The organism is Parvularcula sp. LCG005 (assembly GCF_032930845.1).
Taxonomy (GTDB): Bacteria; Pseudomonadota; Alphaproteobacteria; order Caulobacterales; family Parvularculaceae; genus Parvularcula.
In genome coordinates this window covers 229,726-255,237 of sequence record NZ_CP136758.1, presented here as the reverse complement: position 1 = coordinate 255,237, position 25,512 = coordinate 229,726, and the positions used below count along the sequence as shown (strand labels likewise).

The window sequence follows — 25,512 nt, the reverse complement described above, 5'->3', positions numbered from 1 at the left end:
TATATTCCCCATCAGCGCATTCGCCAAAATCAATCTATTTATAAATGTTGCACTAGACCAAATCCGATTTAACGGAGCACTCTCACCTGGTAATTCAGTCAAATTGATCGCCAATTCGCCCAAAACAATAGAAACCGAAACTAAAAATACATTTCCTGATTGGACACGATCAATTAGTGCGCCGAAGAATATATTCGACCTCCTTGTTGCGCAGCGCCTCTTCATTGTAGGCGGAAAGAAGGGCTGCACTCGGTTTCCCCTCATACAATCGATTTTCATGTAATATTGAGAAACCGGATTTTTCTATTAGCTCACTCAATACGTCTGCTGTTAATCGGTTTAGAGTGATGTATTGGTACCAGACCGCCTTGGCCTCCTTAAAGTTTTTTACCTCAGCTGCTTCATAAAAAATTCTTTCGAGCTCATGATGCTCATGGAGAAGATGAACCCAAGGCTCGTCCAATATAAAATTCAGATGCGCCCCTCTATTGGAAAAATACAGAGGATTTATCTTTAAATAGAACAGCCCGTCCCGGGATAGTGCCTTTCGTATAACATTCAATACCTCTTCAATAAGCCTTAAATTGATGTGCTCGAATACACACCAGCTGTAACAGAAATCGATTGAACCATCGCCCGGCAGAGCTTGATACGATATAGAAGCAAACTCAGGCGCAATCGCATGATCGCGCCCCACATCACTAAGTTGTGCAAAACCCAAGTTCGTCGGCCGGCATGATTCGAAGCCTTCACTCAGCGCACGCTCTGGAAGTCTGTCGAAAGCGTTGTGAAGATCCACGCCGAGAACATTGCACCGCGGGAAATGATGGGCCATCGCCAAAGCTGCCACACCGTCACCGCAACCATATTCAAGGATATTCCCGCCCGAGGCTAATCTTCCCCAAAGGTCGGCCGCGTTCTCAGACATTGCGCTACTGATGGCGCCTTTTATGTGATCGTATTTTTTGCGGAAATTTGACATTGCGATCAATACCTCTTTGAACGGCGGCAGGCCTCACCCGCGCGGTTCGCTCTATTTCTGCCTAAATAACTACCGTCGGAATTTGACACAACTACCGACAGCGCTTGTCGCCTACCTATCCACCGTGTACCAAAGAATGCTCAATCAACGATCGAGAGCTATCATGCACGTTTTCGCCGCTGGTGATACATATCATTATTGGGAGAACATCGTACCGATTTTAAGAAGTATCGGCGGTGAACTTCATGCTGGCCTCGTTTCTCTCGACGACCAGGAGCACGCTGACAGCCCTAGCGCGGACGACATAAAATTGCTTATAAAGCCGCAGACAGGCCTCGATGCCGACGAGCTGGAACACTGGCTCGGCGGATCGCACGATGCTCACGCGATGCTTTTCTATCTGCCTGCGGATTTATACGTTGCCAGCGCGATGTCCCGCGCCATCGACCCTCAACTTGCAGTGCAGTCATGGATATCAGCCGCACGGACAATACTCGACACTCGCCTCAAAAGGCGCAGTCACACAACTTTGTTCAATGCCGTGGAGGCCGTGAAAGCTCGCGACGCGTGGCTTGAGGCAATTGAACGTATTTTTGGCGTTGGCTATCAAACTCCGCAAACAGATGGGTCCACTATCTTTCATCCAGACTTAATTTACCTCGCACTTGCACGCCAACATTTAGCCGCGAATAAACATGTGTATGAGACCGAGGGTCAATTAGAAGCGAACAGAATACCGGTCAGCCCATCAATTCCCGATATATCAGCTGACAGACTGAGTGAGGCAGCGAGGAAATATCACTCCACTTCGTCGGAGTTAAGAGTAGCAGAATCTCGAATAGCTGATTTGACAGAGGAGTTATCTGATACTCAGACCGCATTGGACAAGGCGCGCAAACAGATATCAGACACACAAGCGATTGCTGATGCCCATATGATGATGGCGGGCAAAATAAAGCGCGCTGCTATGGCCGAGGCTGACCTGCTGTCCCAACTAAAAGAATCCAATGCGTTGTGCGAAGAGTACTACTTCAAAACTGTAGACTTGGAGGCGACTGCCTCCATTCTTGAAGGTTCAGCACAGAAACTAAAAGCGGAAGTCGAGAGGCAACGGCATATTGTGATGGAGATGCAGAACAGCTCGTCTTGGAAAGCATCTGTTCCATTGCGTCTCTTGGGACGCCTTCTCCGTAAACTGAAGACACTTTCGCCCAGCGAATACAGAAAGATACTTCAGATTAGTCGATCCGCTGTATTTGATGGTACCTGGTATTCAGAACGGTACCAAGATGTTCCGAAGGGCGGCATCCGACCAGCAACGCATTACTTTCGATTTGGCGCACAGGAACTGCGCGCTGCAGGACCGAACTTCTCAACAAGAGAATATTTGAAGGCCAATCCTGATGTAGTAGAGAGTGGCATCAACCCTGTACTTCACTACGAAAAGTACGGACGAGCAGAAAATCGTCATATTTACGAGGCCTGAAAGTCGATCATCAGCAGTACATCATACGGCATCAGGATCTTTTTAAGAGCGACTTTTCATGAACCCACAAAACACTCCGCCTACCTACGATATGATAATTGCTCTCGACGCTGGTCAAAAGGACCGGTGGAGCATTTCCCAATTCTCTCGCGCAAAAAATGTCGTTGTCGCGAATGTATCTGACGCACCGAATCCAGAATTCGAACGCCTTCGGCAAGCAGGCACTTCGATTAGCGAGCATGCGGTCGCCGTTACTGCGGACGCGTCAAACAATGTCTTACAACAGTTCAACTTACCTGGGCTGTCCTCCTCCCGACAACCGACTGGCTTGATCCAGCTGTATCCAGGACTAAAGGTGATTTCATCAAAGAGGGTTCAAACCGTTCATGTGGTGGACTTTATAAAGTCGGTCGGCGTAGAAAAAGGCTATGAAAATCGGTTAATTCTGCCCATGAATGGCGAAGAAGGTGAATATTTGGAATTATTGGCGGGGGCCGACTTACTGACCATATTCACCTCAATCCACGTATCAGTCGGACGAACGGCGCTTTTTGAGGGCGCGCCTGCGGCCGACGAGGTGATCGCTACTTTGAGAAATTCAGCCTTTATAGCGTTAGACACCTCACCCAACGATCCGCATCTTGCCACCATAGAAGCCGCTTTAGACAAAAGTCGTGAGGGACTTCACACGGTAACGAAGAGGCTTAACAGCACTCTATCGGCTAATGAAGTTTTGACAGCGACGAACGACGATCTGCGTGAACAGCTCAGCGCGACTGAAAAAAAACTCCAAACTATTAGCAGCGAGTTCGGCTTAGCAAAAAAAAGAGCGGATCGCGTTCCTGCGCTTGAGAGACAGATCGAAGATCTCCACGCGAGGATCAGAAAGATAGATGCTGAGTTTCAAAGGTCGAATATTCAGCTTAGTGTTATGAAGGATCTAATGACCCAAATGTCGTCTCGCTGAGACTGTTGTAACGAGCAATGATAATGGACCAAAAAAATAGCGACATTGCATCCTATGTGAATGATGCCTGGCGAGCGGGCCGATGGGAGGACATAGCTACCGATGATTGCGAGCGCGTCGCTAGAGAGAACGAGGATTACAATCTGACGCTCAAGGTTATTTTTTGCTACCTTCAATCAGGTCACGAACATAAAGCGAAAAGATTGATCGATTTTGCCATCGAACTGGGCGCATCAACTGAAGATATCTTTGGTATTATAAGTCAGGCTGCCCACCTGACCTTAGCTAAGCTCGGGATGCTTTTGGGCGACTCCAATGAATCAATATTTCATTTAAATGAATATCTCAAATTAGATCGAATTTCAGTCGAGACGGAGTACGACGCACAACGATGGTATGCTCGATTAGCATCTGAAATGGAGGTGTTGCCTTTTGAAGCTGATCGAATTGCCGCTGAAGTAAGAGCAAAGCGAAACCGACACCCCAGCGAACCGAGCATAACTATACTCCAAACTCAAGTTGATTTACTTAGGCATGAACTTTCTATTGCAATGCAACGCGGACAACTCCAAACAAAGAGTCCGCCAGATCGAAATATCGAGAGTATGGCCACATCACAGCTTGGGCAGGAATTGTGGGTGCTAGAGATGCTCAAGCAGAAGGAGTCCGGATTTTTTGTCGAATTTGGCGCTACCGACGGTCATCTGTTGAGCAATACCTACATTTTGGAAAAGCTATACAACTGGTCTGGAATTTTAGCGGAACCAAACCCTGTTTTTCATAGCCGCTTAGCTGAGAACCGTTCATGCATTGTCGCGCATGATTGCATAGGCAATAGTACCGGCGATACCGTCAACTTCGTTTTCGCGGACGAGTATGGGGGCATGGCGGATCACCAAGATAGCGACCGCCATGGTGAAAAGCGGAGAGCTTTCTCAGCAATAAAGAAGAATAGAGCGATATTACAAACAATCTCTCTTCACGATTTTCTCCTCAAGCACAATGCACCTCACAATATCGACTACATCAGTGTAGATACCGAAGGATCAGAGTTTGATATATTAAAAGATTTTCCATTCCATTTATGGAATATCCATCTCTGGACTATTGAGCATAATTATACTGAAATGCGCGATGAAATATATGACCTGCTGACTAAACACGGTTACTCACGGAAAGAAGCCCAATGGGATGATTGGTACTATCGCAACTGATCGGCGCAGCCCACCTCCGACAGATCCGCTTTTTTCTACACGTGCCGGCAGCGGCAAAAAATTTTTAATATGTCTAGAATTGCTATGACCAGCGTGATTGCCCACGACGCCGATTGGCAGTTTCCTGCCATCACAGAGCAATTCGCGTATCAGAAAATTCGCGATTCGTTCGAACCAATCCCCGGCGCCTATTATTTAGGGTTTCCGTGGGCAACGCTCATCGATCGGCTCAATACCGGTGCTGAAGGTCGCCAAGAACTGCGACAGCACCTGGATAGTTTGGCGGGCGAATTAAAAAATGCGCGTCGAGTGATCACCGTCTGTCAGCACATACTGTTGGAAAAATTCGCAGGCTTGTTCTTCGATAGTGGGGTTACTGATATTTTTTGGTCACATGCGACCATTGAAACCAATGAATTAAAGCGCGGGCAAGATTCAATTCGGCTGCATCCTTTTCCTCTCTATCCCGTACAATGGCCTGCCATCGACGTCAAAACATCGGAGCAGGATAGACCAATCCTTTTTTCTTTTGTCGGCGCGAGATCAAACGATTGGTATCTCACTCAAGTGCGGTCGATAATCTTGACCGAACTCAGGGATTATCCGAATGCGATTATTACCGGGCGTGATAATTGGCACTACAATCAGATTGTTTATGATCACCAGATTTTTGCAAACACTACGGATACCCCCGAAAAGTTAGTCAGCGAAACTGCCAGCGATGAATTTAAGGATGTCTTGGGAAGGAGCATTTTTTCTCTTTGTCCTTCCGGATCAGGCCCGAATTCTATCCGACTGTGGGAATCAATTGGCGCGGGTGCGATACCGGTCATCCTTTCGGAGAAATACAAACCGCCTGGCAACAGGGAGCTGTGGGAACTGGCGGCTGAGTTTTGTGGCGAGAACCTAGAAGAGGTTAAAGCGCTTCCAGCGCGCCTTCAGGAAATCGAGCAAAGTTCGGGCTTGCTCGCAAGGAAGCGTCAAGCGCTGAAACAAATCTGGAAACAGTACGGGCCCGGCGACTTCGTATATGACGTACGTAAAATGTGGCTCGAGACAGCAGCGGCCTTGCGCAGCAACGATGCCCGGCCTTACGGAATAACTGCAAAAAGCCACGAATTTGAAAAACTCGACGAGATCGCTTCAAATATCCTCAACAGAGGCACCGTATGTAGTGATGAAATACGGCTGTACGCCGGGGCGTGCATAATCCAGTTTGCGGAAAATTCATCCGCGTTCAGAAATTCGTTTTTCGCCGATCCCGTAAGAGCGAAGGCTTTTGACCTTGCGACGGCGCACTTAAATGACCTTGAACTGCTTAACAGGTTGAGAAAGTGCGCTGGCGCATCGCCATTCGCAGTGCATAATTCCGTCTCGGACCAACGGTTGTTGGTTGCTCTGGACGGCAAGCATTCCCATAGAACACCACTCTCATATCCAGACCTCTCGCTGTACAATCGAGATTTGTTTACACACACTACAACTGAAAGTTCTCAATTGATTGTGACTGGATTTGCTAAAGATTTTAAAGAAAATTGGCGTCGATATGCAGATATAGCCCGAAATGGGTCCAATCCTTACCTGGTAGTCGTGTCTGAAGAGCCCCTGTGGGACACGATCTGGTCCCCGGACTTTCGACATCAAAGCGGCCAGATCATTGGTGAGGATTTTTCTGAGGCCTACGCAATTATAAACCACACCAACAGCGACGTATTCAATTTTCGGGAAATACCTTATTTCACGTCAACAGATGACCGCTATATTCTGCACTACCGACAAATGTTTGAGCGAAATCGCCACTATACCCCGGAGGATCTGCTCTTACATTGGAAAAATGCTGAGATACGGGGTGCTTTTTTCGCAGAGCGGCGCGACGATCCGAAATATGATTTCAGCGCGCCGGAATTAGACATCTATGGCCTCAGTGCCTTTCGGACGCAGATTGCATCCTCCTTTATCGGACAACAATCGATGCTGGTAGTCGGCAAGGATTGGGAGCGAGATACTTTGCCACGGCAAAAATTGCCAGACTGGCATCTTGATAAACTGGTAACCCTCGATAGGAAGACTTTCATTGCCTCCGGTCTTGAGAACACTCACCAGCGCAATTACATCACCGAGAAGATTTTTGACGCATACGCAACATTATCGATCCCCTTGTATTGGGCTTCGCCGGAGCACAGGATCCATGAAATCGCATCTGAAGGCAGCTTTCTGAACTTGTACGATCGCACAGCTGAGGATTCAGCCCAGCTTATACGGACGTTCGAACCTGATCTTTCATTTGCAAAGCTATATCTTGACACGCAAGAACGCCTTTTTCGCAAATTCTCGAGCATAAGCCTACTCACCGAAGAAAGGCGGGGCTTCGCTGAACGCCTACATGCGACCTTGCTCAGCAGACTGAATTTTCTACGTTAATTTGGAATTGCCGTGTTCTGAAGATACCATGCGTAGGCATCCTTTAGCCCCTCCTTCAAACCAATTTTAGCCTTCCACCCCAATGCATTAAGTCGAGATACATTCATCAACTTGCGTGGGGCGCCATCGGGCTTTGTCGCATCGAATTCTATGCGCCCGCTAAAGCCTACGACATCGGATATTAATACAGCTAAGTCATAGATCGAGCAATCTTCACCCGTGCCGACGTTGATGTGAGAGAGCATGGGCTGGGTGTTCGCGTCATAGATATCGCGATCGAGTTCCATAACGTGAATTGACGCGGCTGCCATATCGTCCACATGGAGAAACTCACGCATCGGGGAACCAGTACCCCAAATGGCAACAACATCTGCACCCGTTCTTTTAGCTTGGTCAAACCGCCGAATTAGCGCGGGAACCACGTGAGAATTTTCCGGGTGATAATTGTCACGTGGTCCGTATAGATTTGTCGGCATGACGCTTCGGAAGTCCGTTCCATACTGACGGTTGTAGCTCTCGCACAACTTTATTCCAGCGATCTTCGCTATTGCGTACGGTTCGTTGGTGGGCTCAAGAGTGCCCGTCAGCAGGCTGTCTTCCGACATGGGCTGATCCGCGTATTTTGGATAAATACAAGACGATCCCAAAAATAAGAGGCGTTGAACGCCATTGCTATACGCGGCGTGAATAATGTTGGCCTCTATCATCAAGTTTTGATATATAAAGTCGGCTGGAAATACATTGTTGGCGTATATACCGCCTACTTTAGCCGCTGCCAGGTAGACCTCATGTATCTCGTTTTTTGAGAAGTATTCAAATACTTCTGCTTGGTTCGTCAGATCAAGGCTCTCCCGGCCAATAGTCTTGACACTGACATCGGATCTTCCTTCGAGATTTCGACAAATAGCAGAGCCAACCATGCCTCTATGTCCAGCGACAAAAACTTGCTTGTTAACGGACATACTAGAACTCTCCAGAGATTGGGACGTCAAAACCATACTTCTTTAGCAAGGCATGTCGCTTGGCATCGTGTAGATCTGCGGCCACCATTTCCTTACACATCTCAGCCACAGAAATTTCGGGCTCCCAGCCCAATTTTTCTTTTGCTTTGGCCGGATCGCCTAGCAAAGTTTCGACTTCAGCTGGACGAAAGTAGCGCGGGTCGACTGCTACAATTTGATCGCCGACTTTGACCGCGGGCGCGTGATCGCCGTCAACTGAAATGACTGTCGCCTTCTCCTCGACGCCATTTCCCTCAAAACGAAGTCGTATGCCAAGCTCGCCTGCCGCCATACTGATAAACTCACGGACCGAAATTTGCCGGCCGGTGGCAATTACAAAATCCTCAGCCTTCTCTTGCTGCAGCATCATCCATTGCATACGGACGTAATCTCGCGCGTGCCCCCAGTCGCGAAGTGCGTCCATATTGCCCATATAGAGGCAACTCTCGAGCCCCTGCGCAATGTTCGCAAGTCCTCGGGTTATTTTTCGCGTCACGAAGGTTTCGCCTCGACGCGGGCTCTCGTGATTGAACAGCACACCATTGCATGCGTACATACCATAGGATTCGCGATAATTGACTGTAATCCAGTACGCGTACAATTTCGCCACTGCGTAGGGGGAACGCGGATAAAATGGCGTCGTTTCTTTTTGCGGTATCTCCTGCACCATACCGTAGAGTTCGGACGTCGATGCTTGGTAGTAACGAGTCGTCTTTTCGAGTCCGAGAAATCGGATTGCTTCAAGAAGACGTAGCGCCCCTAATCCGTCGACATCGGCCGTGTATTCTGGCGACTCAAAGCTGACAGCAACGTGAGACTGTGCGCCCAGATTATAGACTTCATCTGGCCTGACATCATTCATGATACGGGTAAGATTAGAGGTGTCTGACAGATCACCATAGTGAAGGAACAGGCGCTTATGGCTTTTATGCGGATCTTCGTAAATATGGTCGATACGTTGAGTATTGAAGGAAGAAGCCCGGCGTTTGACTCCATGAACTTCATAGCCCTTTTCAAGCAAAAATTCGGCCAGATACGACCCGTCTTGCCCCGTGATGCCGGTGATAACCGCTTTTTTCATGACCAATTCCCTGTCGAAACCCAGTTTCAGTTGCCTTAAAGGCCGGAATTTCGCACGTCTAGGGAATAGGCCGAGTTCGCATAATTCGGCGCGACCATTAAAGATCACGACAAATTACGCGCGACCACAATGTTACGAAAAATTGGCTGGGGTGCTAGGATTCGAACCTAGGAATGGCGATACCAAAAACCGCTGCCTTACCACTTGGCTACACCCCAACGGAGGACGTCGCTATAGAGAAGCGGCACGGCGGACGCAACGGTAATTTTGGGCAAAATCAATGCAATTTTGTCCTGCTGGCCGGGACGACCGGATGAGGCGGTCGCAGCGCCATTCACGCCTGCATCCCCTCCCCGATCAGCTCGAGCGGCGATCCGGTATTGCGGCGGTGCGCGCGCCGGCCTAGCAAGGCATCATGATCAGATATGTCACAGATACCGTCGCTGTTGCGCCGCAGATCACCCTGGAGCACATCCCGCAACTCGCGGCAGAAGGCTACGACGCCGTCATCTGTAACCGCCCCGATGGCGAAGAGCCGGGACAGCTGGATGCCGCCGCGGTGGAAGCGGCCGCGAAGGCCGCGGGCCTTTCATTTGCGCATATCCCGCTCGGTCGCGACGGGATCACGCAGGACCACCTCGACGCGACGGCGCAGGCCTTCAATGCTCATCAGAAGGTGCTTGCCTATTGCCGGTCTGGGACGCGCTCCATCACCCTGTGGGTTCTGGCGCAGGCCCGCGACGGCGCTGACCCCCACGAACTGCTGCGACTGGCCGATCAGGCTGGCTATGATCTGAGCCACCTTCACGGCACGCTGCATGAAATGGCCGGCCACTAGCGGACTGCCACGAGGTTTTCACTAGGCAGGCCCCCTCGCCTGGCGCAAAAGCGACCCGGGGCGCCGACATGTCGGCGCATTGTGGGACCAGGGCAATGTGGAACAGTTTCAGCTTCAAGGGGCGGGCCATCGTCATTCATCGGACCGGCGACGTCGTGCCGCTCGAGGTCCGGTTCCTGCGCAATGTGGCGCGGGTCATTTCCTATCTGGGTGAAGTGTCAGCCATCGTCGCAACCCGGCCCGTTCGGGCCATTCTGACCGGCGAACTCCTGCTGCGCGACAATCCCCGCATCGCCTTCCTCCCGCGACGGCCTCAGCCCTGGTATGCGGTCTGGTCGGTCTGTCGGCTGGCCCGGATCGACATTGTGGATGATCCCGAAGATGCCGATCTGCTGTTCTATTTCGAGGATTGCGAGACCAGCCCGGTCAGTCACCCCGACGGCACCATCAATGGTCGCTGCACTGACATCCGCAAGAGCCTTGTCGCCGGGCACTTTGAAGAGGTGTTTGGCTACTCCCTGGCGGTCGACCCGTTGAATCATGCTGGCCCCATGGTCGTGAAGTCAGAAAGAAATGGCTGTCACGATGGCCGCATTGAGATGGGCCCCCTGGCAGCAGCGGCACCAGGCATGGTGTATCAGCGGCTGGTCGATGCCACCGATGATGGCGTGTCCTATACAGATTATCGCACCTATGTGGTGGGATCCCGCCTCTCCGTCGTTTTCATCAAACGCCGCCATGGCGCCATCCGTTTCTCCAATGACAATGACCAGGTCAGCCTGTCGACACCCACGGAATGCTTCAGCGAAACAGAGCAAGCACAGATCATCCGTTTTGCCGGGCGAATGGGACTGGAGTTCGGCGGCATGGACATCCTGCGCGACCGGCATGATGGCGGACTTTATATCGTCGACGTGAACAAGACCGATATGGGGCCTCCCATCGCCATGGAGCAGTTGAAAAAGCGCCCTGCCATGCAGAGGCTGGCGGCGGATTTTCGCCGCATGGTCGACGAGCGGTTGGGACGGCGGCCGACGTTGTGATTCCGTTCGTGCACTCATTTCCCTTCGACTATGGGCGCCTCGCCCGCCTGTCGGATCGGGTGGGACGGGTAATTGCCAAGAACCCCGGCCCCTACACCTTCACCGGCAGCGGGACCTATCTGGTCGGCGACCATCGAGGTGTTGCAGTCATTGATCCGGGGCCGGATGATGCCATCCATATCGGACGGGTTGTTGATTGCGCGCCCGGCCCGATTACGCACATCCTCATCACCCACACGCATCTCGATCACAGCGGCGGCACGGCGAAGCTGAAAGCGCTGACCGGCGCCACCGTCTGCGCCTTTGGGGCTCACAGTTCCACCGTAGAGGAAGCGCCCCCGGCCCTGGATGAAGGGGCAGATTTTTGCTTTGCGCCAGATCGGATGCTGTCCGCGGGCGATACGATAGAGGGGCCGGGCTGGACGATAGAGGCCGTCCATACGCCAGGGCACACGGACAATCATCTCTGCTATGCCCTGCGGGAGGAGCGCGCCCTGTTCACCGGCGATCATATCATGGGCTGGTCGACCACTGTCGTTGCACCGCCGGACGGGAATATGGACGATTATCTTGCGTCGCTGGACCTGCTGCTGGCGCGAGCGGATCATCGATATTATCCCACCCATGGCGCGCCGATTGATGATCCGATGCCGTTTGTTCAGGCGGTAGCTGCCCATCGGCAAATGCGCGATGCCAGCATCCTGGCAGCGGCGGTTGGGCGGTCAATTCCGGATATTGTGAAGACCGTCTACGCCGATACGCCGGCGCATCTGCATATGGCGGCGGGCCTGAATGTGAGGGCGCATCTTGAACGGCATGTCCGGGCCGGGCGGGTCAAAGTGAAAAACGGTCTGTACACTTCGTCCTAGTGGACGCTGCCGTGCATGCCGCCAAGGCGCAGGGCGCGCGATACGGTGGCGATCAATTGGGACTGGGGCCCCGTTGGCCGCCCATCCAGCGTGGACAACACTTCCATCATGCGGATCAGGTCGCGCTGTTCGTCCAACGTGCAGTTTGCAGCAATGGGGCGGACGAGACGCCTGGCTGAAGGTTCGGCATCGCCCAGCTGGCCCACCGCCATACGGCCAAAGGAGAACAGGCCCTTGGCTTCTTCTTCGGTGACGCCGAATGCACCCTGCATCAGCTCCTCAACCCGTTCCTTATGGGCAACGTTGAGGTGACCGCGATAGGCCACCGTCTGCACCAGAAGGACGGCCGCGGCCTCGGCCGGATCCGTCAGATTTTCAGTGAGGCGCGGTTGTCCCTGGCCAAACCCCGCCGGTTTGCCCTTGTCATCAAGTCGGGTGCGAAATTCGCGAATGATGGCCAGGATCAGGACTCCAACGAATAACAGCGTGAAAACTGCCATCATCGGCTCAGATCTCCTGCCCGCTCATCTGGCGGCGAAGCTGGTTCATCTGCGACCGCGCATTTTCAAGATAGGGATTGATGTCGAGCGCCTCGCGGTACCGACCAAAAGCGCGATCATCATGACCGGACATCAGCGCCAGATCGCCCAGCATTTCCAGCGCATAAAAATGACGCGGCTCCAACGCAATGGCTTTTTGGAAGGCGATGGTGGCGGTGACCCGGTCCTCTTCGAGCATCGCCAGATGCCCTTTCATGACCCAGCCCTCGGCGTAATGCGGGGCCAACCCCGTCAGGTGGCCGATCAGGACGGCGGCGGAGGCATTGTCGCCCGCCTCCATGGCGGACACAACGCGTTCCACAAGCACGTTCAGCCCCGCTTCGGGGGCTGTCAGCCAGATCGACTGGATGTCGGAGACGATGGTATCGGGATCGCCCTCTCCGGACCGAAGGTCATCGAAAAGGGGTTCCAACCGGGAATCATACTGATCCGCCGCCGCGAAACCGGGCGCGCAGACCAACAGTATGGTAAGAAGCATCATCCGCATAGGCGGATGCTATCGCAAGTTCTGCGCCGCAACAACGGCGTAGAGCTCAACCTTGCCGCGCTTTAAAACGAGGCTGGGTCTTGTTGATAACGTAGATGCGGCCTTTACGGCGAACAACGCGGCAGTCAGCGTGCCGGTTTTTCAGCGATTTCAGCGAGCTGCGGACTTTCATGTCGGATCTCTTCTGAGAAGGAATGAGTAGGAGAGGCGGGTCTCTACGGGGCTGAGGCGTGCACGTCAATGGTTATTCAGCCTCTTTTGACCAAGCGGTCCTGGGCCCCTTCTCTAGCGCCTCAAGCCCCCCTATGACGAGGCCGTTCCGCGTCCCAGCTCGTGACCTGAGAGGAAAAGAATGCCCACAGGCCCCCTGCCCGCTCTCGTCCCCTTCCTGATCCTGACCCTTGGGAATGCCGTCTTCGGCTCCACCGCGATGGCCCAGGACGTCCGGGGTGCCAGCGATCACACGCTGATTGAACGGTATGACGGCTCGATCCTGACCTATCAGAAGGTGCAGAAGGATTATCGTGCGGCCATGCCCAAGGAGGCGATGCCGACCGGCAATAGGGTCGATCCCAAGCCACACATGGTGGAGGTGAGCGGGACAGCAAATTCGTTTCGCTATGAAGGACCAACCGAGCGCTCGGCTCTTGATGTCGTGCGCAGCTACCAGTCAGCGCTTGAGGACCAGGGGTTCTCGACCCTCTTTTACTGCCGTGCCGAAGATTGCGGCAGCGCGCCTGCCTTCTGGGCCGCCGCCGCCGGCGACGTGCCCGGCATCCCGAGCCAGTGGTCAAGCAACACCTATGCCCTGATGCATAAAGAGCGAGCGGAAGGCGATATCTGGATCAGCATCTTTGCGATTGAGACGAAGGCGACGCCGACACGGCCGATGATGCCGTACGCCGCGATTAGAATCGTCGAGGAGGATCTGCCTCTGGCCCTGCGCTTCGGCGGGTTGAGCGCGGTGCAGATCTCCGAGCAGCTCGACCTGGAGGGTCGCGTGCCGCTTTATGACATCGACTTTGCGGTCAGCAGCGATGTCATGGCCCCCACTTCGGCGCGGCAGGTGCGTGAGATCGCCGACTATCTGAAAGCGACACCCACCGTGCGCCTGATGGTCGTGGGGCATACGGACACGTCGGGCAGCATGCGGCAGAACCAGATCCTGTCGGAACGTCGTGCCCGGAGCGTTGTCCAGGCCCTGATCCAGAAGCACGGCATTTCGCCCGATCGCCTGGTTGCGGAAGGCGTGGGCCCCGCTGCGCCCGTCGCCTCAAATGCCACGGCAGCCGGACGGGAGAAAAACCGGCGTGTCGAGTTAGTTACAATCCCGTGAGCCACGACACCTAGTCGAACAGCCCCCCTTGGGCTTTCGGCGTCGGCTTCTTGGCCGGTTGTTTTTTAGGAGGCGTTGGCTTTGCGGTGGATTGCTGTGGCGGCGTGCTGCCCGGGCCAAATTGAACCGCGCGTTCACCATCGGCAAAGCGAATAGTGCCGCTGGCGCCAGCCACGGCATTTTCCGCCCGACGCAGGACGTGCCCCTGATTATCGAGCACGAGCGCGAACCCACGATCCAGCACGCTGCGATAGGAATAGCTTTCGAGAAGCCGCCCCTGATCGGACAGTTCCTGCTGTCGGCGACGCAGCACGATATCGAGTGTCCGCCCCATCCGCCGCACACGGTCGCCAAGGCGCTCCTCCGCATGCCGGGTCATCTGCACCATTCGCCGCGGCGTGAAGGCCATGTGAGCTGCGGAGAGGCGCGCAGTGGCTCTATCGACCTTCTGCACGAGAGCGCCGGACAGACGTTCCGCCGCACGGTCAAATCTTTGTTCGGCCGTCTGCAACAAGCCTTCCGGCCGTCCAAGGCCGCGCGATGCCGCCGTCAGGGCCAGCAGGCGGCGGTCCGCCAGACGCATGGTAGCGCCCGACAGCCGGCTCTCCTTCGTTGCCAGATCCTGCAGCAGCTCCATGCGAACGGGCACGGCCATTTCCGCCGCAGCGGTTGGCGTCGGTGCGCGGCGATCGGCGACGAAATCAATTAGTGTCGTGTCGGTCTCGTGACCCACAGCGGAGATCAGCGGAATCTCGCTGGCAGCAGCGGCACGCGCCACGGCCTCATCGTTGAAACACCAGAGGTCCTCCAGCGACCCGCCGCCCCGCGCCACGATCAGAACGTCTGGACGAGGTACTGATCCATCCGTAGGAAGACGGTTGAAACCTTCGATACCGGCGATGATCTGCGCCGGCGCCTTGTCACCCTGGACCAGGGTCGGCCAGACGAGCACGTGGGACGGAAACCTGTCCCGCAGCCGGTGCAGGATATCCCGAATGACGGCACCCGATGGCGACGTCACCACACCAATCACTCGCGGTAAAAACGGCAGCGGCCGCTTGCGGGACGGATCAAACAGCCCCTCCGCAGCCAGCGCTTTCTTCCGGGCCTCAAGAAGGGCCATCAGGGCCCCCTCGCCTGCCGGCTCAAGCGTATCGATGATCAGCTGATATTTGGACTGCCCGGGGAAGGTGGTCATGCGGCCGGTCACCACAACCTCCATCCCTTGCTCCGGACGGATCGCAAATTTCGCGGCCACACCCTTCCAGGCGACAGCAGAAAGGCTGGCGCGGTCATCCTTCAAATCCAGATAGACGTGGCCAGAACCGGCTTTTGTGACGCGACCCAACTCGCCCTTCACCCGCACATAACCAAACGAATCTTCGATCGTTCGCTGGACGCGGCTGGACAGTTCCGAAACGGTGTATTCGGCGACATTGCTGCTCATGTGGCCTCCAGTACGCGGATGATCTGACGACGGATCGCTTCAATACGGCGCTCATCGGTAATTTTATACCGCGGGGCATCCTGCAGGTAGAAGGTGTCGACCGCCACATGCCCGTAAGTGGACACAAAGGCGAGTTGGACCGAGACACCTATTTCCGCAAGCCCACCTGCGATCGAGTACAGCAGGCCAGGACGGTCCAGCGCCTCTACCTCAACAATCAGCGAATCTTCTGAGGAATCGTTGTCGATCCGCACAATCGGCTCGACGTGAAAAACCGATCGACGGTCGCCGATGACCGGGGCAGGCAGACGCGGCGGCGGCCCTGTGCGGCACGCCACCTGCTCGAACCGCGCGGCGATATCGAGGCATTCTTCCGTTGACGCCTCGAACGGCTGAACAGGTGATCCCGCCCGGTTGATCTGAAAGATCACAACGCCCTTGGACACGCCCGCCGGATTCGGGCCGAGGGGGAACGCCGATGACCCGAACACGGTGCCGCCAATTTCTGCGACGATACCTGCACAGTCGGCAAAGAGTTTTGAGCGGTCATCGCCGTAGACAATCACCTGCAATGTGCCGCCGGGATTGGGCTGCGCCACCGCACCACCGGTCGCGCCCGTCCGGTCGACCCGGTCCACGAGCAGGGCAAGGTCAGCGGCCGCAGCGACATCCGCCATCGACCAGAAGGTCGGGCCGGTCCGTTCAAGAAACCCATCGAATGTTTCGGCCTGATCAGGGGGCAACATGGCCCGAGCCTGCGCGCGGAGACTGTGCTGACGCTCCGACAGGACCGTCAGCACATGTTCTTCTCCGCCTGACTGATAGGCTCTGATCAACTCAACCAGAAGCTTCACGTCCCGTTTGGCGTATTCTTCCCATGAGCGAAGTCCAGCTGTCCGGTGCCGACAACTCGTCGCGATAGCGAGCAGGGCCAGCTTCTTCTCACTGTCGATAATCGTGCAAAGCTTCTCAAGAAGATGCATGTCGATGACATTGCGCCGAGAGGCCGTCCGCACGAGAAGGTCGCGGTTCAGCACAGCAAAGACAACATCCTGAACCTTGTCATCCGTGTCCAGAATGCGGCGAGCCTGTTCAACGACGCGACCTTTCAGCGCCCGTCGCGAATGATCTCCCAGGCCAGCGTCTGCTTCCTGCAACAGCAGGGCCAGATACAGGGGTGTCGGATCGTCGAGCGCCTTTGCCATCGGCTTGGTGAGTTTGAACCGGCCGTCATCGCGGTCATGCAGCATGTCACTCAAGACGCCAGTCGATCGAAGAATATGCTCCTCAAGTGTGTACAGACGAAAAAGCCCGTACTCGACCGACCCGATAACGCCGCCAAACGCCGGAATGTACCGGCCAAGGACGCCCGCCTCAGTCATGGCCCGCAGGGTTCTCTCAACACTGATGGACTCGCGCAGGATATCTCGAAAAATCGTCGCCAGCTCGGCATCGGAGCGGCAGCTCTGCCCCAGCTTGCGCCCCACGCGGAATGCAATCTGGATCGCTTGCGGATGAATTTCAACATTGTGCCGCCCCGCCGCCCGGAACAGGGCAAAGACATCACGGTTGCTGACCAGGGCGGCATCATCGGCGACGAAATTCAACCGGCCGCCTCGCAGGACCAGACCGTCCTCGCCGTCGAAAGGCTGCTCCTGTGTCATGCGCCCTACAGCGCCTGCGACCCGTCGCGACAGACGCGCTTCCTTGAATGCGCGGCTCTCCAACTGCGCACAGGCAGCGCCCGTCAGCTTGCCGACCTCCTTGGCATTGAGAAAATAGTGCCGCATGAACCGTTCGACTGCGGTCTCCCGGCCACGGGGCGTATATCCCAGCCGGGCTGCAACCTTGGGCTGGACACTGAAACGCAATTTTTCATCCTTACGCCCCATAATATCGTGAAGGTGAACACGCACTGACCAGAAAAAATCCTGGATCTTCTTCAGACGCCGCACTTCCCGCGAGGAGAAAAGTGAACTTAAGTCCGCATCCTGGTCCGGCTTGGTGTCGATACCGGCAACATAGCGATCGAGCCAGTGTAGCGTATCCAGATCCCGAAGAGCGCCTTTGCCCTCTTTGACATCAGGTTCGATGGCGTAGCGTGAGGCGTCATCGCGATCGTGCCGGTCATCCTGCTCCTTCAGCTTCTGACTGACAAATTCGGGGACGGTCTTGCGGCGCAGACGGTCAAAGCGCCCCTGAAAATCATCAGCAAGTTCACGGCTCCCCCACACCAGGCGGGCATCGAGAAACGCCGTACGCGTAACGTAATCACCGCACGCCTGAATGGCGCTGGCTGGCGTGTGTGTGGAGTGGGAGATGAGGAAACTGCCATCCCACATGGCATACAGAAACGGCGCCAGTCGCTCCTGATGATTGCGGCCACCCATCAGGATCAGAAGATCGATGTCCGAGAACGGGGCCAACTGCCCCCGACCGTAGCCGCCTGTGGCCAGAATCGCGGTCCTCTCATCGCAGACAGCGTCGGCCAGGGTCGCGACAATGCCGTCCATGCAATCGGAGAGGCATTCTGAAATGGTCCGCCCCCGACTGTAATTCTGAAACAGACCGGACTTTGTGAGTGACCAATGGCGACGGAGGATGGTCCCGAAATCGCTTGAGGCACCACCGGCTTCCTTTACGGCGGTGATCGATGCTACCAGCTCGGCGGGAACCGGGATATCATTCGTCATCGGGTTCATCTGCCATTTTCTTCAGCATATAGAGGAAATCCAGCGCCTCTCGCGGCGACAGCTCGTTAGGGTCAAGATCGTTCAATGTCTCAACGACGGGATGGGTTGGCGCCTCGGCCGGCGCGGACTCAAATAGCGGCAGTGCAGCACTCCCGCCCGTCCGGTCCTGCTTTTCTTCAAGACCCTTCAGAACAATGTTCGCACGGGCGATAACTGGCTTTGGCAGACCGGCCAGCTTGGCCACGGCGATGCCGTAGGACCTGTCAGCCGCCCCCTCCCGTACCTCGTGCAGGAAAACAACGTCGCCGCGCCATTCGCGCACGGCCATGGAAACATTGCGCACACGGCTCAATCGGGCCGACAGTTTCGTCAGTTCATGATAATGCGTTGCGAATAGACCGCGACACAGGGTGCGGTCGTGCAGATATTCAAGGGCGGCCCAGGCGATCGACAGGCCATCAAAGGTCGATGTGCCGCGCCCGACTTCATCTAGAATGACAAGACTGTTGGCCGTCGCCTGATTGAGGATCGCGGCCGTCTCGACCATTTCGACCATGAAGGTAGATCGCCCGCGCGCGATATCGTCCGATGCGCCGACCCGAGAGAAAAGCCGGTCAACGACGCCGATATGGGCCGCGGCTGCAGGCACATAACTGCCCGCCTGCGCCAGAATGGCAAGGAGTGCGTTCTGCCGCAGAAACGTCGATTTCCCCGCCATGTTCGGGCCGGTGACCAGATGCAGGGCGGTGACATCCCCATCGCCCAGACGACAACTGTTGGGGATGAACGCGTTCCCGCCCTGTTTGCGAGTTGTCATTTCCACGACGGGATGACGGCCCTGGTCGATATTGAACGTCTTTGTACTGTCTATACGCGGGCGGACGTACTTTTCTTCACTCGCGAGATGGGCCAGCGCCGCCGTCACATCGATGAGCGCGAGAGCATCGGCGCAGGCACACAGATCAGCATGTCGCTCCAGTACCTCGTCGACCAATGCCTGAAACAGCTCCAGCTCCAGCGCCAGTGCCTCGTCCCCTGCGCGCACGATCTTGGAGTCAAGTTCGGCCAGCGTCGGGGTCGTAAATCGAACCGCATTCGCGAGCGTCTGGCGGTGACGGAAGGTCTGATTCAGTGGCGCCGAGAGCATGCTGTCGGCATGGGCTGCGGTCACTTCCACCGTGTACCCCAGCACCTTGGAATGCTTGATCTTGAGCGCCTTGATTCCAGTTTCCTGGCGATACTCTTCTTCGAGGGCCGCGATGACCTGCCGCGCATTGGTCTTCAGCGACCGCACCTCATCCAGCGCTGCATTGTAGCCTGTCGCCAGAAAGCCACCATCGCGCGCCAGCAAGGGCAGGTCGTCGCCAAGGGCACGGGTCAAATGATCCTTCAACGCCGCAAAACCGCCCGCGGTCCTCGCCTCGAGATCTGCGGCCGCGCCAGCCAAGAGCGTCGGTAGCGAGATCGCGGACTGATGCTCCATCAGGCGCGCGGCGAGATCCCGCGCTGCACCAAGGGCATCGCGAAGCGCAGCCAGGTCACGAGGGCCGCCGCGGCCCAGCCCCAGGCGTGACAATGCCCGCGCCAGATCCGGTGCCGCTGCCAGGTCGGCCCTCCCCTTTTCCTTCAGGCCGGGATGGTCAACGAAGAAGCTGACCGCATCCAGGCGGTCATTGATCGCAGCGACATCAGTCAGCGGCGCCCCCAGCCACCGGGCCAGAAGACGGGCTCCGCTGGCCGTCCGTGTGCGATCAATTGCGCCGACGAGCGACCCCTGTCGCCCGCCATCGGTGGCCTGGGTCAGTTCAAGTGAGCGCCGTGTCGCCGCATCGATGGCCATGGTGCCGCCATCCCGCAACAGCTGCGGCGGCTTCAGCCGAGGGAGCGCGTCGATCTGCGTCAATGTCAGATAGGAGAGCACCGCCCCCAGGGCCGCAAGATGCTCGGGCTCGAACTGCCCAAAACCATCCGTGGTCGCGGCATCATAGGCTTCGGCCAGACGTGTCGCTGCTCCCTTGGTATCGAAATAGGATTTGTGAACCGACGACAGGCGCAGATCCGGCTTGGCCGCCAGCAAGGCATCGGTCGGCCCGCCTTCGGCCACCAGCAGCTCAGCCGGGGCAAGTGCCGCAACGGCATCGGCAGCAGCAGATGCCGCGACGGACTGCACGAAAACATCACCTGTGGAGACATCGACGGCCGCCAGGGCGCCGCCATTTGGCAACATGGCCAGCGCCGCGAGATGGTTGTGAGTGCGTGCGTCGAGCAGCGTCTCCTCGGTCAGGGTGCCGGGCGTGACAACGCGGACAATGTCCCGATCAACGACCGATTTCGCGCCACGCTTCTTCGCTTCGGCGGGGCTTTCGGTCTGCTCACAGATGGCGACGGAGAACCCCTTGCGGATGAGGCGGGCCAGATAGGTCTCCGCAGCGTGGAAGGGCACACCGCACATGGGGATGTCTTCGCCATCCTTCTTGCCGCGTCGGGTCAGGGTGATGTCGAGCGCCGCCGACGCTGCCACGGCATCGTCGAAAAAGAGCTCGTAAAAATCGCCCATGCGATAGAACAGCAGGGCGTCACCCGCCTTTTGGCGGATCGCGTGGTACTGCGCCATCATCGGGGTCATCGCTGTGCCTGCAGCGGCGCCAAGGGGCGCACCGTCCATCGGAAGAAGCCTTTCTGTGAGCGCACAATGTACAGCGTCTGGACGCCAGATGCACGGGCCTGTCGAGGAAATATAGCGACGTTTTCCCCATGCAGCACCCGCTCTCTTTTCACGAAACGCGACCAGTGCGACACTCAGCAGACTAGGCCGGCGGTCCGGCCCGGAGTCCCACCATGACCCGATCGTCCATTGACGGCGGCACCATCGATATCGAAGGCGAAGCCCTGCCCGTCCGGGTCATGGTCAACCCCCGCGCGCGCCGTCTCATCCTTCGCATTGGCCGTGAGCGGATGATCCGCGTCACCTGCCCGTCCCACCGCCATGTCAAAGCGGCCCTCGCCATGGTCAATGAGCGCCGACAGTGGATTTCCGACCGGCTGGACGAAACCCCGCCGCCCGTACCGCTGGCCCTGGGCGTGACCTTGCCGGTGCGCGGCCGGGACCGCCTTGTCGTCGCCCATCAGAACGCCAGTCGCGCAGCCACCCTGCTGGATGACATCATTCTGGTCGGCGGGCATGATGAGGCGTCGGTACATCGCCGGATCGAGACCCTGCTTCGCCGAACCGCGCTGGAGGCGTGTTCAGCCTATGCGACAGACGATGCCGCGCAGCTGGGCGTGACCATCACGGGCATTGGTGTGCGCCAGATGACCAGCCGCTGGGGCTCCTGCGCGTCCGATGGGCGGCTATCCTTCAACTGGCGCCTGGCCTTCGCGCCGGATCATGTCCTGCGCTATGTGGTTGCGCATGAGGTCGCCCATCGCCGACACATGGATCATTCGCCGAAATTCTGGCGCGTCGTTGCCGAGCTCGATCCGAATTACGAGAGAGCCGGCCAGTGGTTGCGGCGGCACGGAACCGGTCTGCACGCCTACGGACAGGTGCCGGTACATTCGTAGACCGCGACCTCATCCAGCAGGCGGCCCAGCTCCTCACTGTTGAGCTCTTCTGGCTCATCATAGTCAGCCGGCTCTTCCTTGCCGTTGAGGATATCGGCGAGATGTTCAAACAGCGACCGCTTCTTGCGCCGGGGAACATAAGGCACAGGCTCGCGCGCTGGCCGATCGCCCAGTGTTTCCGTCATCATCGCAGCCCAGACGCGGGCCGGTGCTCCGCTGCCGGAAATGTAGCCGCGGCCCGTTTCCATCGGCTCGTTATTATCCTTGCCGAGCCACACAACGCCGACCACGCCGCTGGCATAGCCCGCAAACCACGCATCGCGGCTGTCCTGGCTCGTACCGGTCTTGCCGGCAGCCTGATGAACCGGCAGGCGCGCATGGACGCCAGATCCGGCCGAGACCACATGGCGGAGCATGTAGTCGAACGCGACCAGGGTTTCGCTATCGAATATCGGTGCCTTCGCCGATGGAGGCTCGCGCTCATACAGTGTCCGGCCGCTCGCCGTTGTAATTCCCACAATGATGTAAGGCTCTGTCCGATAGCCCCCATTGGACAGGGGCAGATAGCTCTGCGCCACCGTCAACGGGGTCGCCTCCATGGTGCCGAGCGCCAGTGATGCCCCCACATCCGTGAGCCCATCAAAGCCAGCCCTCCGGGCCACATCAACGACGCGGTTTCGGCCCACTTCCTCCTGCAGGCGGATCGCCGCAGCATTTAGGGATCGGGACAGTGCCTCTGTCAGTTCGACAGGCCCGTAATATCGGTCCTTGTAATTATTGGGGTGATAATTGCCGATGACGACGGGCGTGTCGTCGACCAGATCTTCCGGCTCCCATCCGTTTTCGATTGCCGCCAGATAGACGAACGTCTTGAACACGGAGCCGGGCTGGCGCATCGCCTTCACCGCGCGATTGTAGACGCTCTCCGCGTAGTCATTGCCGCCGATCAGGACGCGGATGGCCCCGTCCTCCTCCATGGCAATGGCAGCGGTCTGAATATCTGCCGCATAAAGAGGATCATCGGCCGCGATGGCGCGACGGGCATCGTCCGTACGGCGCAAGGCTTCGCCGTCGATCGTCGTGTGCACGATGATGTCTTCGTCGATGCCGGAGAGAAGGCGCTCGGCCTCGGTCACGGCATAGTCCGCGGCGTAGGAGGTGCGCCGATCGTCCTCGATCACATCTGCCACCCCTTGGGCAATGATGGCGTCGGCCTCCTGCCGGGTGATGAAGTTCGCGTCGACCATCGCATGAAGAACAACCGCAGCCCGGGTCCGCGCGAGATTCTCGCTGTTTGTCGGAGAGAACCGGGACGGCGCCTTGAGCAGGCCGGCGAGCATGGCGGCCTCGCCCAGATTCAACTCTTTAGGCGATTTGCCGAAGTAGCGGCGCGAGGCGGCTTCGAGACCGTAGGCGCCGTTTCCGAAATAGACCGCGTTCAGATACAGCCCCAGAATCTCGTTCTTGTCGTATCGCGCCTCGATCCGCAGGGCGAGGATCATCTCCTGAACCTTGCGCTCCAAGGTCTGCTCTGGCGTCAAGATCAGGTTCTTGACCAATTGCTGGGTGATAGTGGAACCGCCCTGGGCAACACCGCCTTCCCTCATGTTGATCGTCAGTGCCCGCAGGATAGCGATCGGGTTCACCCCCACATGGTGGTAAAAATTACGGTCTTCTGTGGCGAGAAACGCCTGCACAACGTGCTCGGGCAGTTCGGCAGTATCCACAGGATCGCCCCGGTCCTGTCCATGAATACCAATGGTGTGGCCAAAGCGGTCGACGACCGTGATCCGCGGCTGCTTGCGCGCCGCGGCCAGATTGCCGACCTCAGGCAAGCCGCGGCCATAATAGACAAGAATCCCGGCGAAGACCGCCACGCCCAATATTGCCACGACCGTCACCCGGCCAGCAAATTTCATCAGGCCGGGCAGATGGGCTGTCCAAGACTGGCTCTTTTTCCGTCTCGTCGAGCCCGCCTTCACGCGACGAACAGGACGACGTGGTTTGGATGAGGCGGTGCGGCTCGTCGTCTTACGCACTCCTTTATCAGACGCGCGCGCAGACCCCCCACGCGACGAGGCGCCGGTTCTGGTTTTCGAGGGTCGTTTAGTCGTGCCCGACCGCGATGTGGGGCGCTTCCCAGCCATAGGTCTAACTGCGCGTATCAGTGTTAATAGGGTATAAAGGAATACGCGGATGGCAGATGTTTTAATGGGGTCGTCGCGCCGGCGCCACCATTCTGCTGATGTCAGTTCCGACACAAAAAAACCGGCGCTTTAAGGCGCCGGTTTTTCCGTTCGATGAATGTCGACTTAGAAGCTGAATTCAACTTCCGTACGACGGTTCAGAGGCTCTTTAACGCCGTCAGCCGTTGGTTTGGCTGGGTTGGATTCGCCGAGCGCTTCAACCGTGATGACGCTTGAAGAAATGCCGTTGGCGACCAGCGCGTCACGGACAACTGCAGCGCGGCGTGCCGAGAGAGCTTGGTTGTAAGAAGCCGAACCCGAAGTGTCGGTGTTACCGGACACGGAGATCGAAGAAACGTCGCCTTCCAGAGCTTCTTCAGCGCGAGCAGCAATGAGCGTGCGTGCAGCGTCTGTCAGAACCGATTTGTCGTAGTCGAAGTACACGACGAGCGGATCAAGTTCCGTCATCATTTCTTCTTCTTCGATTTCTGGTGGGCACTCTTGCGTGACAGGAATACGGCTGCCGTCAAAGCATGTCTGCATTTGAACAGGCTGTGGTGCTTCCTCAACAATCACTGGCTCTTCAACGCCCCAGTTCCAACGCAGGCCGACCGTCAACTCGTGAGCGTCATAGCCGCTCGACAGGTTGGCAGCAGGACCGTTCACGTATGAACCGTACTCAAACTGGTCTGCGAGGAGGTACTTGTAGCCAACGGAGAACAGCATGTTTTCCGTGAAGTCGAATGTCAGACCAGCAAGGCCTTGGATCGCAGGCGTGTATTCCATGTCGCCAACGACGATCATGTTCGAAGCGGCCATGTCAGAGACGTCAGCAGCGATCACACCGGTTGCGATGTTGTCGAACTCAGGACGCATGCGTGCAGCACCAACACCAACACCGACGTAAGGTGTGATACGGCCAGCAGCATCAATGCTGAAGTCCTTGTAGAGGTTCATCATCAGCGTGGTTGCGGAGAGGTCACCGCTGACGCCGGGGAAACCAGCAAAGCCGAGGCCATCGCCTGGCATGCCTTTGATTTCTTGTGTGCGGGTCGCCAGTTCGACTTCACCGCGGAAGCCGTTTTCGAAGTAACGGCCAAGAGCGCCAGAAACAGTGATGTTGCTGTCGAGCTCGAATTCCGTGTCGAAGATGGCAGGATAAGCACCGGCAACTGGCTCAACATCGTGGCCATCGCTGTCAAAGACAACACCAGCATTCAGTGCGCCGTAATAGCCCGAGTCCTGCGCGTTAGCAGCAGAGAAAAGCGCGAGAGAGCCTGCTGCAGCGAGCAGTGCGAGTTTGGTTTTCATCATCCCCTCCTAAAGGTACGATAGAT

20 protein-coding genes and 1 tRNA gene are annotated in these 25,512 nt (G+C 56.6%); 9 read left to right on the top strand and 12 right to left on the bottom strand.

Annotation, left to right across the window (positions count from 1 at the left end; translation table 11 throughout):
* Positions 1–169: 169 nt before the first annotated feature.
* A complete protein-coding gene (locus RUI03_RS01125; RefSeq protein ID WP_317288441.1) occupies positions 170–982 on the bottom strand; it encodes a class I SAM-dependent methyltransferase in 813 nt (270 codons plus the stop codon).
* 163 nt (positions 983–1,145) lie between these two features.
* Between RUI03_RS01125 and RUI03_RS01120 the strand changes: the two genes are divergently transcribed.
* The 4 genes from RUI03_RS01120 to RUI03_RS01105 all read left to right on the top strand — a co-directional run bounded on the left by RUI03_RS01120 (position 1,146) and on the right by RUI03_RS01105 (position 7,070).
* Complete coding sequence (locus RUI03_RS01120; protein WP_317288440.1) at positions 1,146–2,468, top strand: hypothetical protein; 1,323 nt, start codon at positions 1,146–1,148, stop codon at positions 2,466–2,468.
* 58 nt (positions 2,469–2,526) lie between these two features.
* On the top strand, positions 2,527–3,435 hold the full coding sequence (locus tag RUI03_RS01115) for a hypothetical protein (protein ID WP_317288439.1): 909 nt from the start codon (positions 2,527–2,529) through the stop codon (positions 3,433–3,435).
* A 23-nt stretch (positions 3,436–3,458) separates the two neighbouring features.
* Positions 3,459–4,649 carry an FkbM family methyltransferase gene (locus tag RUI03_RS01110; RefSeq protein ID WP_317288438.1) on the top strand — a complete coding sequence of 397 codons (1,191 nt, stop codon included), beginning with the start codon at positions 3,459–3,461 and terminating at the stop codon, positions 4,647–4,649.
* A 69-nt stretch (positions 4,650–4,718) separates the two neighbouring features.
* Positions 4,719–7,070 carry an exostosin family protein gene (locus RUI03_RS01105; RefSeq protein ID WP_317288437.1) on the top strand — a complete coding sequence of 784 codons (2,352 nt, stop codon included), beginning with the start codon at positions 4,719–4,721 and terminating at the stop codon, positions 7,068–7,070.
* On the opposite strand, the gene RUI03_RS01100 is transcribed toward RUI03_RS01105, so the two are convergent.
* The 3 genes from RUI03_RS01100 to RUI03_RS01090 all read right to left on the bottom strand — a co-directional run bounded on the left by RUI03_RS01100 (position 7,067) and on the right by RUI03_RS01090 (position 9,370).
* Positions 7,067–8,032, bottom strand: a complete 966-nt coding sequence (locus tag RUI03_RS01100; protein ID WP_317288436.1) for a GDP-L-fucose synthase — start codon at positions 8,030–8,032, stop codon at positions 7,067–7,069. The genes RUI03_RS01105 and RUI03_RS01100 overlap by 4 nt on opposite strands.
* A 1-nt stretch (position 8,033) precedes the next feature.
* Positions 8,034–9,152: a GDP-mannose 4,6-dehydratase gene (gene gmd / locus RUI03_RS01095; RefSeq protein WP_317288435.1), complete on the bottom strand. Its 1,119-nt coding sequence runs from the start codon at positions 9,150–9,152 to the stop codon at positions 8,034–8,036.
* Positions 9,153–9,295: 143 nt separating this feature from the next.
* A tRNA-Gln gene (locus tag RUI03_RS01090) sits at positions 9,296–9,370 on the bottom strand.
* A gap of 197 nt (positions 9,371–9,567) precedes the next feature.
* On the opposite strand from RUI03_RS01090, the gene RUI03_RS01085 reads away from it, so the two are divergent.
* The 3 genes from RUI03_RS01085 (at position 9,568) to RUI03_RS01075 (ending at position 11,902) form a co-directional block, all read left to right on the top strand.
* Positions 9,568–9,990, top strand: a complete 423-nt coding sequence (locus tag RUI03_RS01085; protein WP_317288434.1) for a TIGR01244 family sulfur transferase — start codon at positions 9,568–9,570, stop codon at positions 9,988–9,990.
* A gap of 95 nt (positions 9,991–10,085) precedes the next feature.
* Positions 10,086–11,033, top strand: a complete 948-nt coding sequence (locus RUI03_RS01080) for a hypothetical protein (RefSeq protein WP_317288433.1) — start codon at positions 10,086–10,088, stop codon at positions 11,031–11,033.
* A gap of 8 nt (positions 11,034–11,041) precedes the next feature.
* On the top strand, positions 11,042–11,902 hold the full coding sequence (locus RUI03_RS01075) for an MBL fold metallo-hydrolase (protein WP_317288432.1): 861 nt from the start codon (positions 11,042–11,044) through the stop codon (positions 11,900–11,902).
* Here RUI03_RS01075 and RUI03_RS01070 read toward each other — a convergent pair.
* The 3 genes from RUI03_RS01070 to ykgO are packed head-to-tail and all read right to left on the bottom strand — an operon-like array spanning position 11,899 to position 13,121.
* Positions 11,899–12,405 (bottom strand): TerB family tellurite resistance protein, encoded by a 507-nt coding sequence (locus RUI03_RS01070; protein ID WP_317288431.1) that lies wholly within the window; start codon positions 12,403–12,405, stop codon positions 11,899–11,901. The genes RUI03_RS01075 and RUI03_RS01070 overlap by 4 nt on opposite strands.
* Positions 12,406–12,409: 4 nt before the next feature.
* Entirely contained in the window at positions 12,410–12,943 is a 534-nt protein-coding gene (locus RUI03_RS01065; RefSeq protein WP_317288430.1) for a hypothetical protein, read from the bottom strand.
* Between the two features lie 52 nt (positions 12,944–12,995).
* On the bottom strand, positions 12,996–13,121 hold the full coding sequence (ykgO, locus tag RUI03_RS01060; RefSeq protein ID WP_317288429.1) for a type B 50S ribosomal protein L36: 126 nt from the start codon (positions 13,119–13,121) through the stop codon (positions 12,996–12,998).
* 180 nt (positions 13,122–13,301) lie between these two features.
* On the opposite strand from ykgO, the gene RUI03_RS01055 reads away from it, so the two are divergent.
* Positions 13,302–14,285 carry an OmpA family protein gene (locus RUI03_RS01055; RefSeq protein ID WP_317288428.1) on the top strand — a complete coding sequence of 328 codons (984 nt, stop codon included), beginning with the start codon at positions 13,302–13,304 and terminating at the stop codon, positions 14,283–14,285.
* A gap of 10 nt (positions 14,286–14,295) precedes the next feature.
* Here the strand turns inward: RUI03_RS01055 and xseA are convergent, their stop codons facing one another.
* Genes xseA through mutS form a run of 3 tightly spaced genes read right to left on the bottom strand, consistent with a single transcriptional unit; the run spans position 14,296 to position 21,090 of the window.
* Positions 14,296–15,732 carry an exodeoxyribonuclease VII large subunit gene (gene xseA, locus RUI03_RS01050; RefSeq protein WP_317288427.1) on the bottom strand — a complete coding sequence of 479 codons (1,437 nt, stop codon included), beginning with the start codon at positions 15,730–15,732 and terminating at the stop codon, positions 14,296–14,298.
* Complete coding sequence (locus RUI03_RS01045) at positions 15,729–18,425, bottom strand: nucleotidyltransferase domain-containing protein (RefSeq protein WP_317288426.1); 2,697 nt, start codon at positions 18,423–18,425, stop codon at positions 15,729–15,731. The genes xseA and RUI03_RS01045 overlap by 4 nt, the downstream gene beginning before the upstream one ends.
* Positions 18,415–21,090 carry a DNA mismatch repair protein MutS gene (mutS, locus tag RUI03_RS01040; protein ID WP_317288425.1) on the bottom strand — a complete coding sequence of 892 codons (2,676 nt, stop codon included), beginning with the start codon at positions 21,088–21,090 and terminating at the stop codon, positions 18,415–18,417. Before mutS ends, RUI03_RS01045 begins: the two co-directional genes overlap by 11 nt.
* Before the next feature lie 173 nt (positions 21,091–21,263).
* Here mutS and RUI03_RS01035 point away from each other — a divergent pair, with 173 nt between their 5' ends.
* Positions 21,264–21,989 (top strand): SprT family zinc-dependent metalloprotease, encoded by a 726-nt coding sequence (locus tag RUI03_RS01035; RefSeq protein WP_317288424.1) that lies wholly within the window; start codon positions 21,264–21,266, stop codon positions 21,987–21,989.
* On the opposite strand, the gene RUI03_RS01030 is transcribed toward RUI03_RS01035, so the two are convergent.
* Positions 21,962–24,028 carry a PBP1A family penicillin-binding protein gene (locus tag RUI03_RS01030; protein ID WP_317288423.1) on the bottom strand — a complete coding sequence of 689 codons (2,067 nt, stop codon included), beginning with the start codon at positions 24,026–24,028 and terminating at the stop codon, positions 21,962–21,964. The genes RUI03_RS01035 and RUI03_RS01030 overlap by 28 nt on opposite strands.
* Positions 24,029–24,301: 273 nt before the next feature.
* On the bottom strand, positions 24,302–25,489 hold the full coding sequence (locus RUI03_RS01025) for an OmpA family protein (RefSeq protein WP_317288422.1): 1,188 nt from the start codon (positions 25,487–25,489) through the stop codon (positions 24,302–24,304).
* Positions 25,490–25,512 lie beyond the last annotated feature (23 nt).

Excerpts from the sequence above, each read along its gene's own strand:
- ykgO (WP_317288429.1), bottom strand. The coding sequence starts at position 13,121 with ATGAAAGTCCGCAGCTCGCTGAAATCGCTGAAAAACCGGCACGCTGAC.
- gmd (WP_317288435.1), bottom strand. The coding sequence starts at position 9,152 with ATGAAAAAAGCGGTTATCACCGGCATCACGGGGCAAGACGGGTCGTAT.
- RUI03_RS01115 (WP_317288439.1), top strand. The coding sequence starts at position 2,527 with ATGAACCCACAAAACACTCCGCCTACCTACGATATGATAATTGCTCTC.
- RUI03_RS01110 (WP_317288438.1), top strand. The coding sequence starts at position 3,459 with ATGGACCAAAAAAATAGCGACATTGCATCCTATGTGAATGATGCCTGG.
- RUI03_RS01025 (WP_317288422.1), bottom strand. The coding sequence starts at position 25,489 with ATGATGAAAACCAAACTCGCACTGCTCGCTGCAGCAGGCTCTCTCGCG.
- mutS (WP_317288425.1), bottom strand. The coding sequence starts at position 21,090 with ATGGACGGTGCGCCCCTTGGCGCCGCTGCAGGCACAGCGATGACCCCG.
- RUI03_RS01080 (WP_317288433.1), top strand. The coding sequence starts at position 10,086 with ATGTGGAACAGTTTCAGCTTCAAGGGGCGGGCCATCGTCATTCATCGG.
- RUI03_RS01045 (WP_317288426.1), bottom strand. The coding sequence starts at position 18,425 with ATGACGAATGATATCCCGGTTCCCGCCGAGCTGGTAGCATCGATCACC.
- xseA (WP_317288427.1), bottom strand. The coding sequence starts at position 15,732 with ATGAGCAGCAATGTCGCCGAATACACCGTTTCGGAACTGTCCAGCCGC.
- RUI03_RS01120 (WP_317288440.1), top strand. The coding sequence starts at position 1,146 with ATGCACGTTTTCGCCGCTGGTGATACATATCATTATTGGGAGAACATC.
- RUI03_RS01125 (WP_317288441.1), bottom strand. The coding sequence starts at position 982 with ATGTCAAATTTCCGCAAAAAATACGATCACATAAAAGGCGCCATCAGT.
- RUI03_RS01105 (WP_317288437.1), top strand. The coding sequence starts at position 4,719 with ATGTCTAGAATTGCTATGACCAGCGTGATTGCCCACGACGCCGATTGG.
- RUI03_RS01085 (WP_317288434.1), top strand. The coding sequence starts at position 9,568 with ATGATCAGATATGTCACAGATACCGTCGCTGTTGCGCCGCAGATCACC.
- RUI03_RS01035 (WP_317288424.1), top strand. The coding sequence starts at position 21,264 with ATGACCCGATCGTCCATTGACGGCGGCACCATCGATATCGAAGGCGAA.
- RUI03_RS01070 (WP_317288431.1), bottom strand. The coding sequence starts at position 12,405 with ATGATGGCAGTTTTCACGCTGTTATTCGTTGGAGTCCTGATCCTGGCC.
- RUI03_RS01055 (WP_317288428.1), top strand. The coding sequence starts at position 13,302 with ATGCCCACAGGCCCCCTGCCCGCTCTCGTCCCCTTCCTGATCCTGACC.
- RUI03_RS01065 (WP_317288430.1), bottom strand. The coding sequence starts at position 12,943 with ATGATGCTTCTTACCATACTGTTGGTCTGCGCGCCCGGTTTCGCGGCG.
- RUI03_RS01100 (WP_317288436.1), bottom strand. The coding sequence starts at position 8,032 with ATGTCCGTTAACAAGCAAGTTTTTGTCGCTGGACATAGAGGCATGGTT.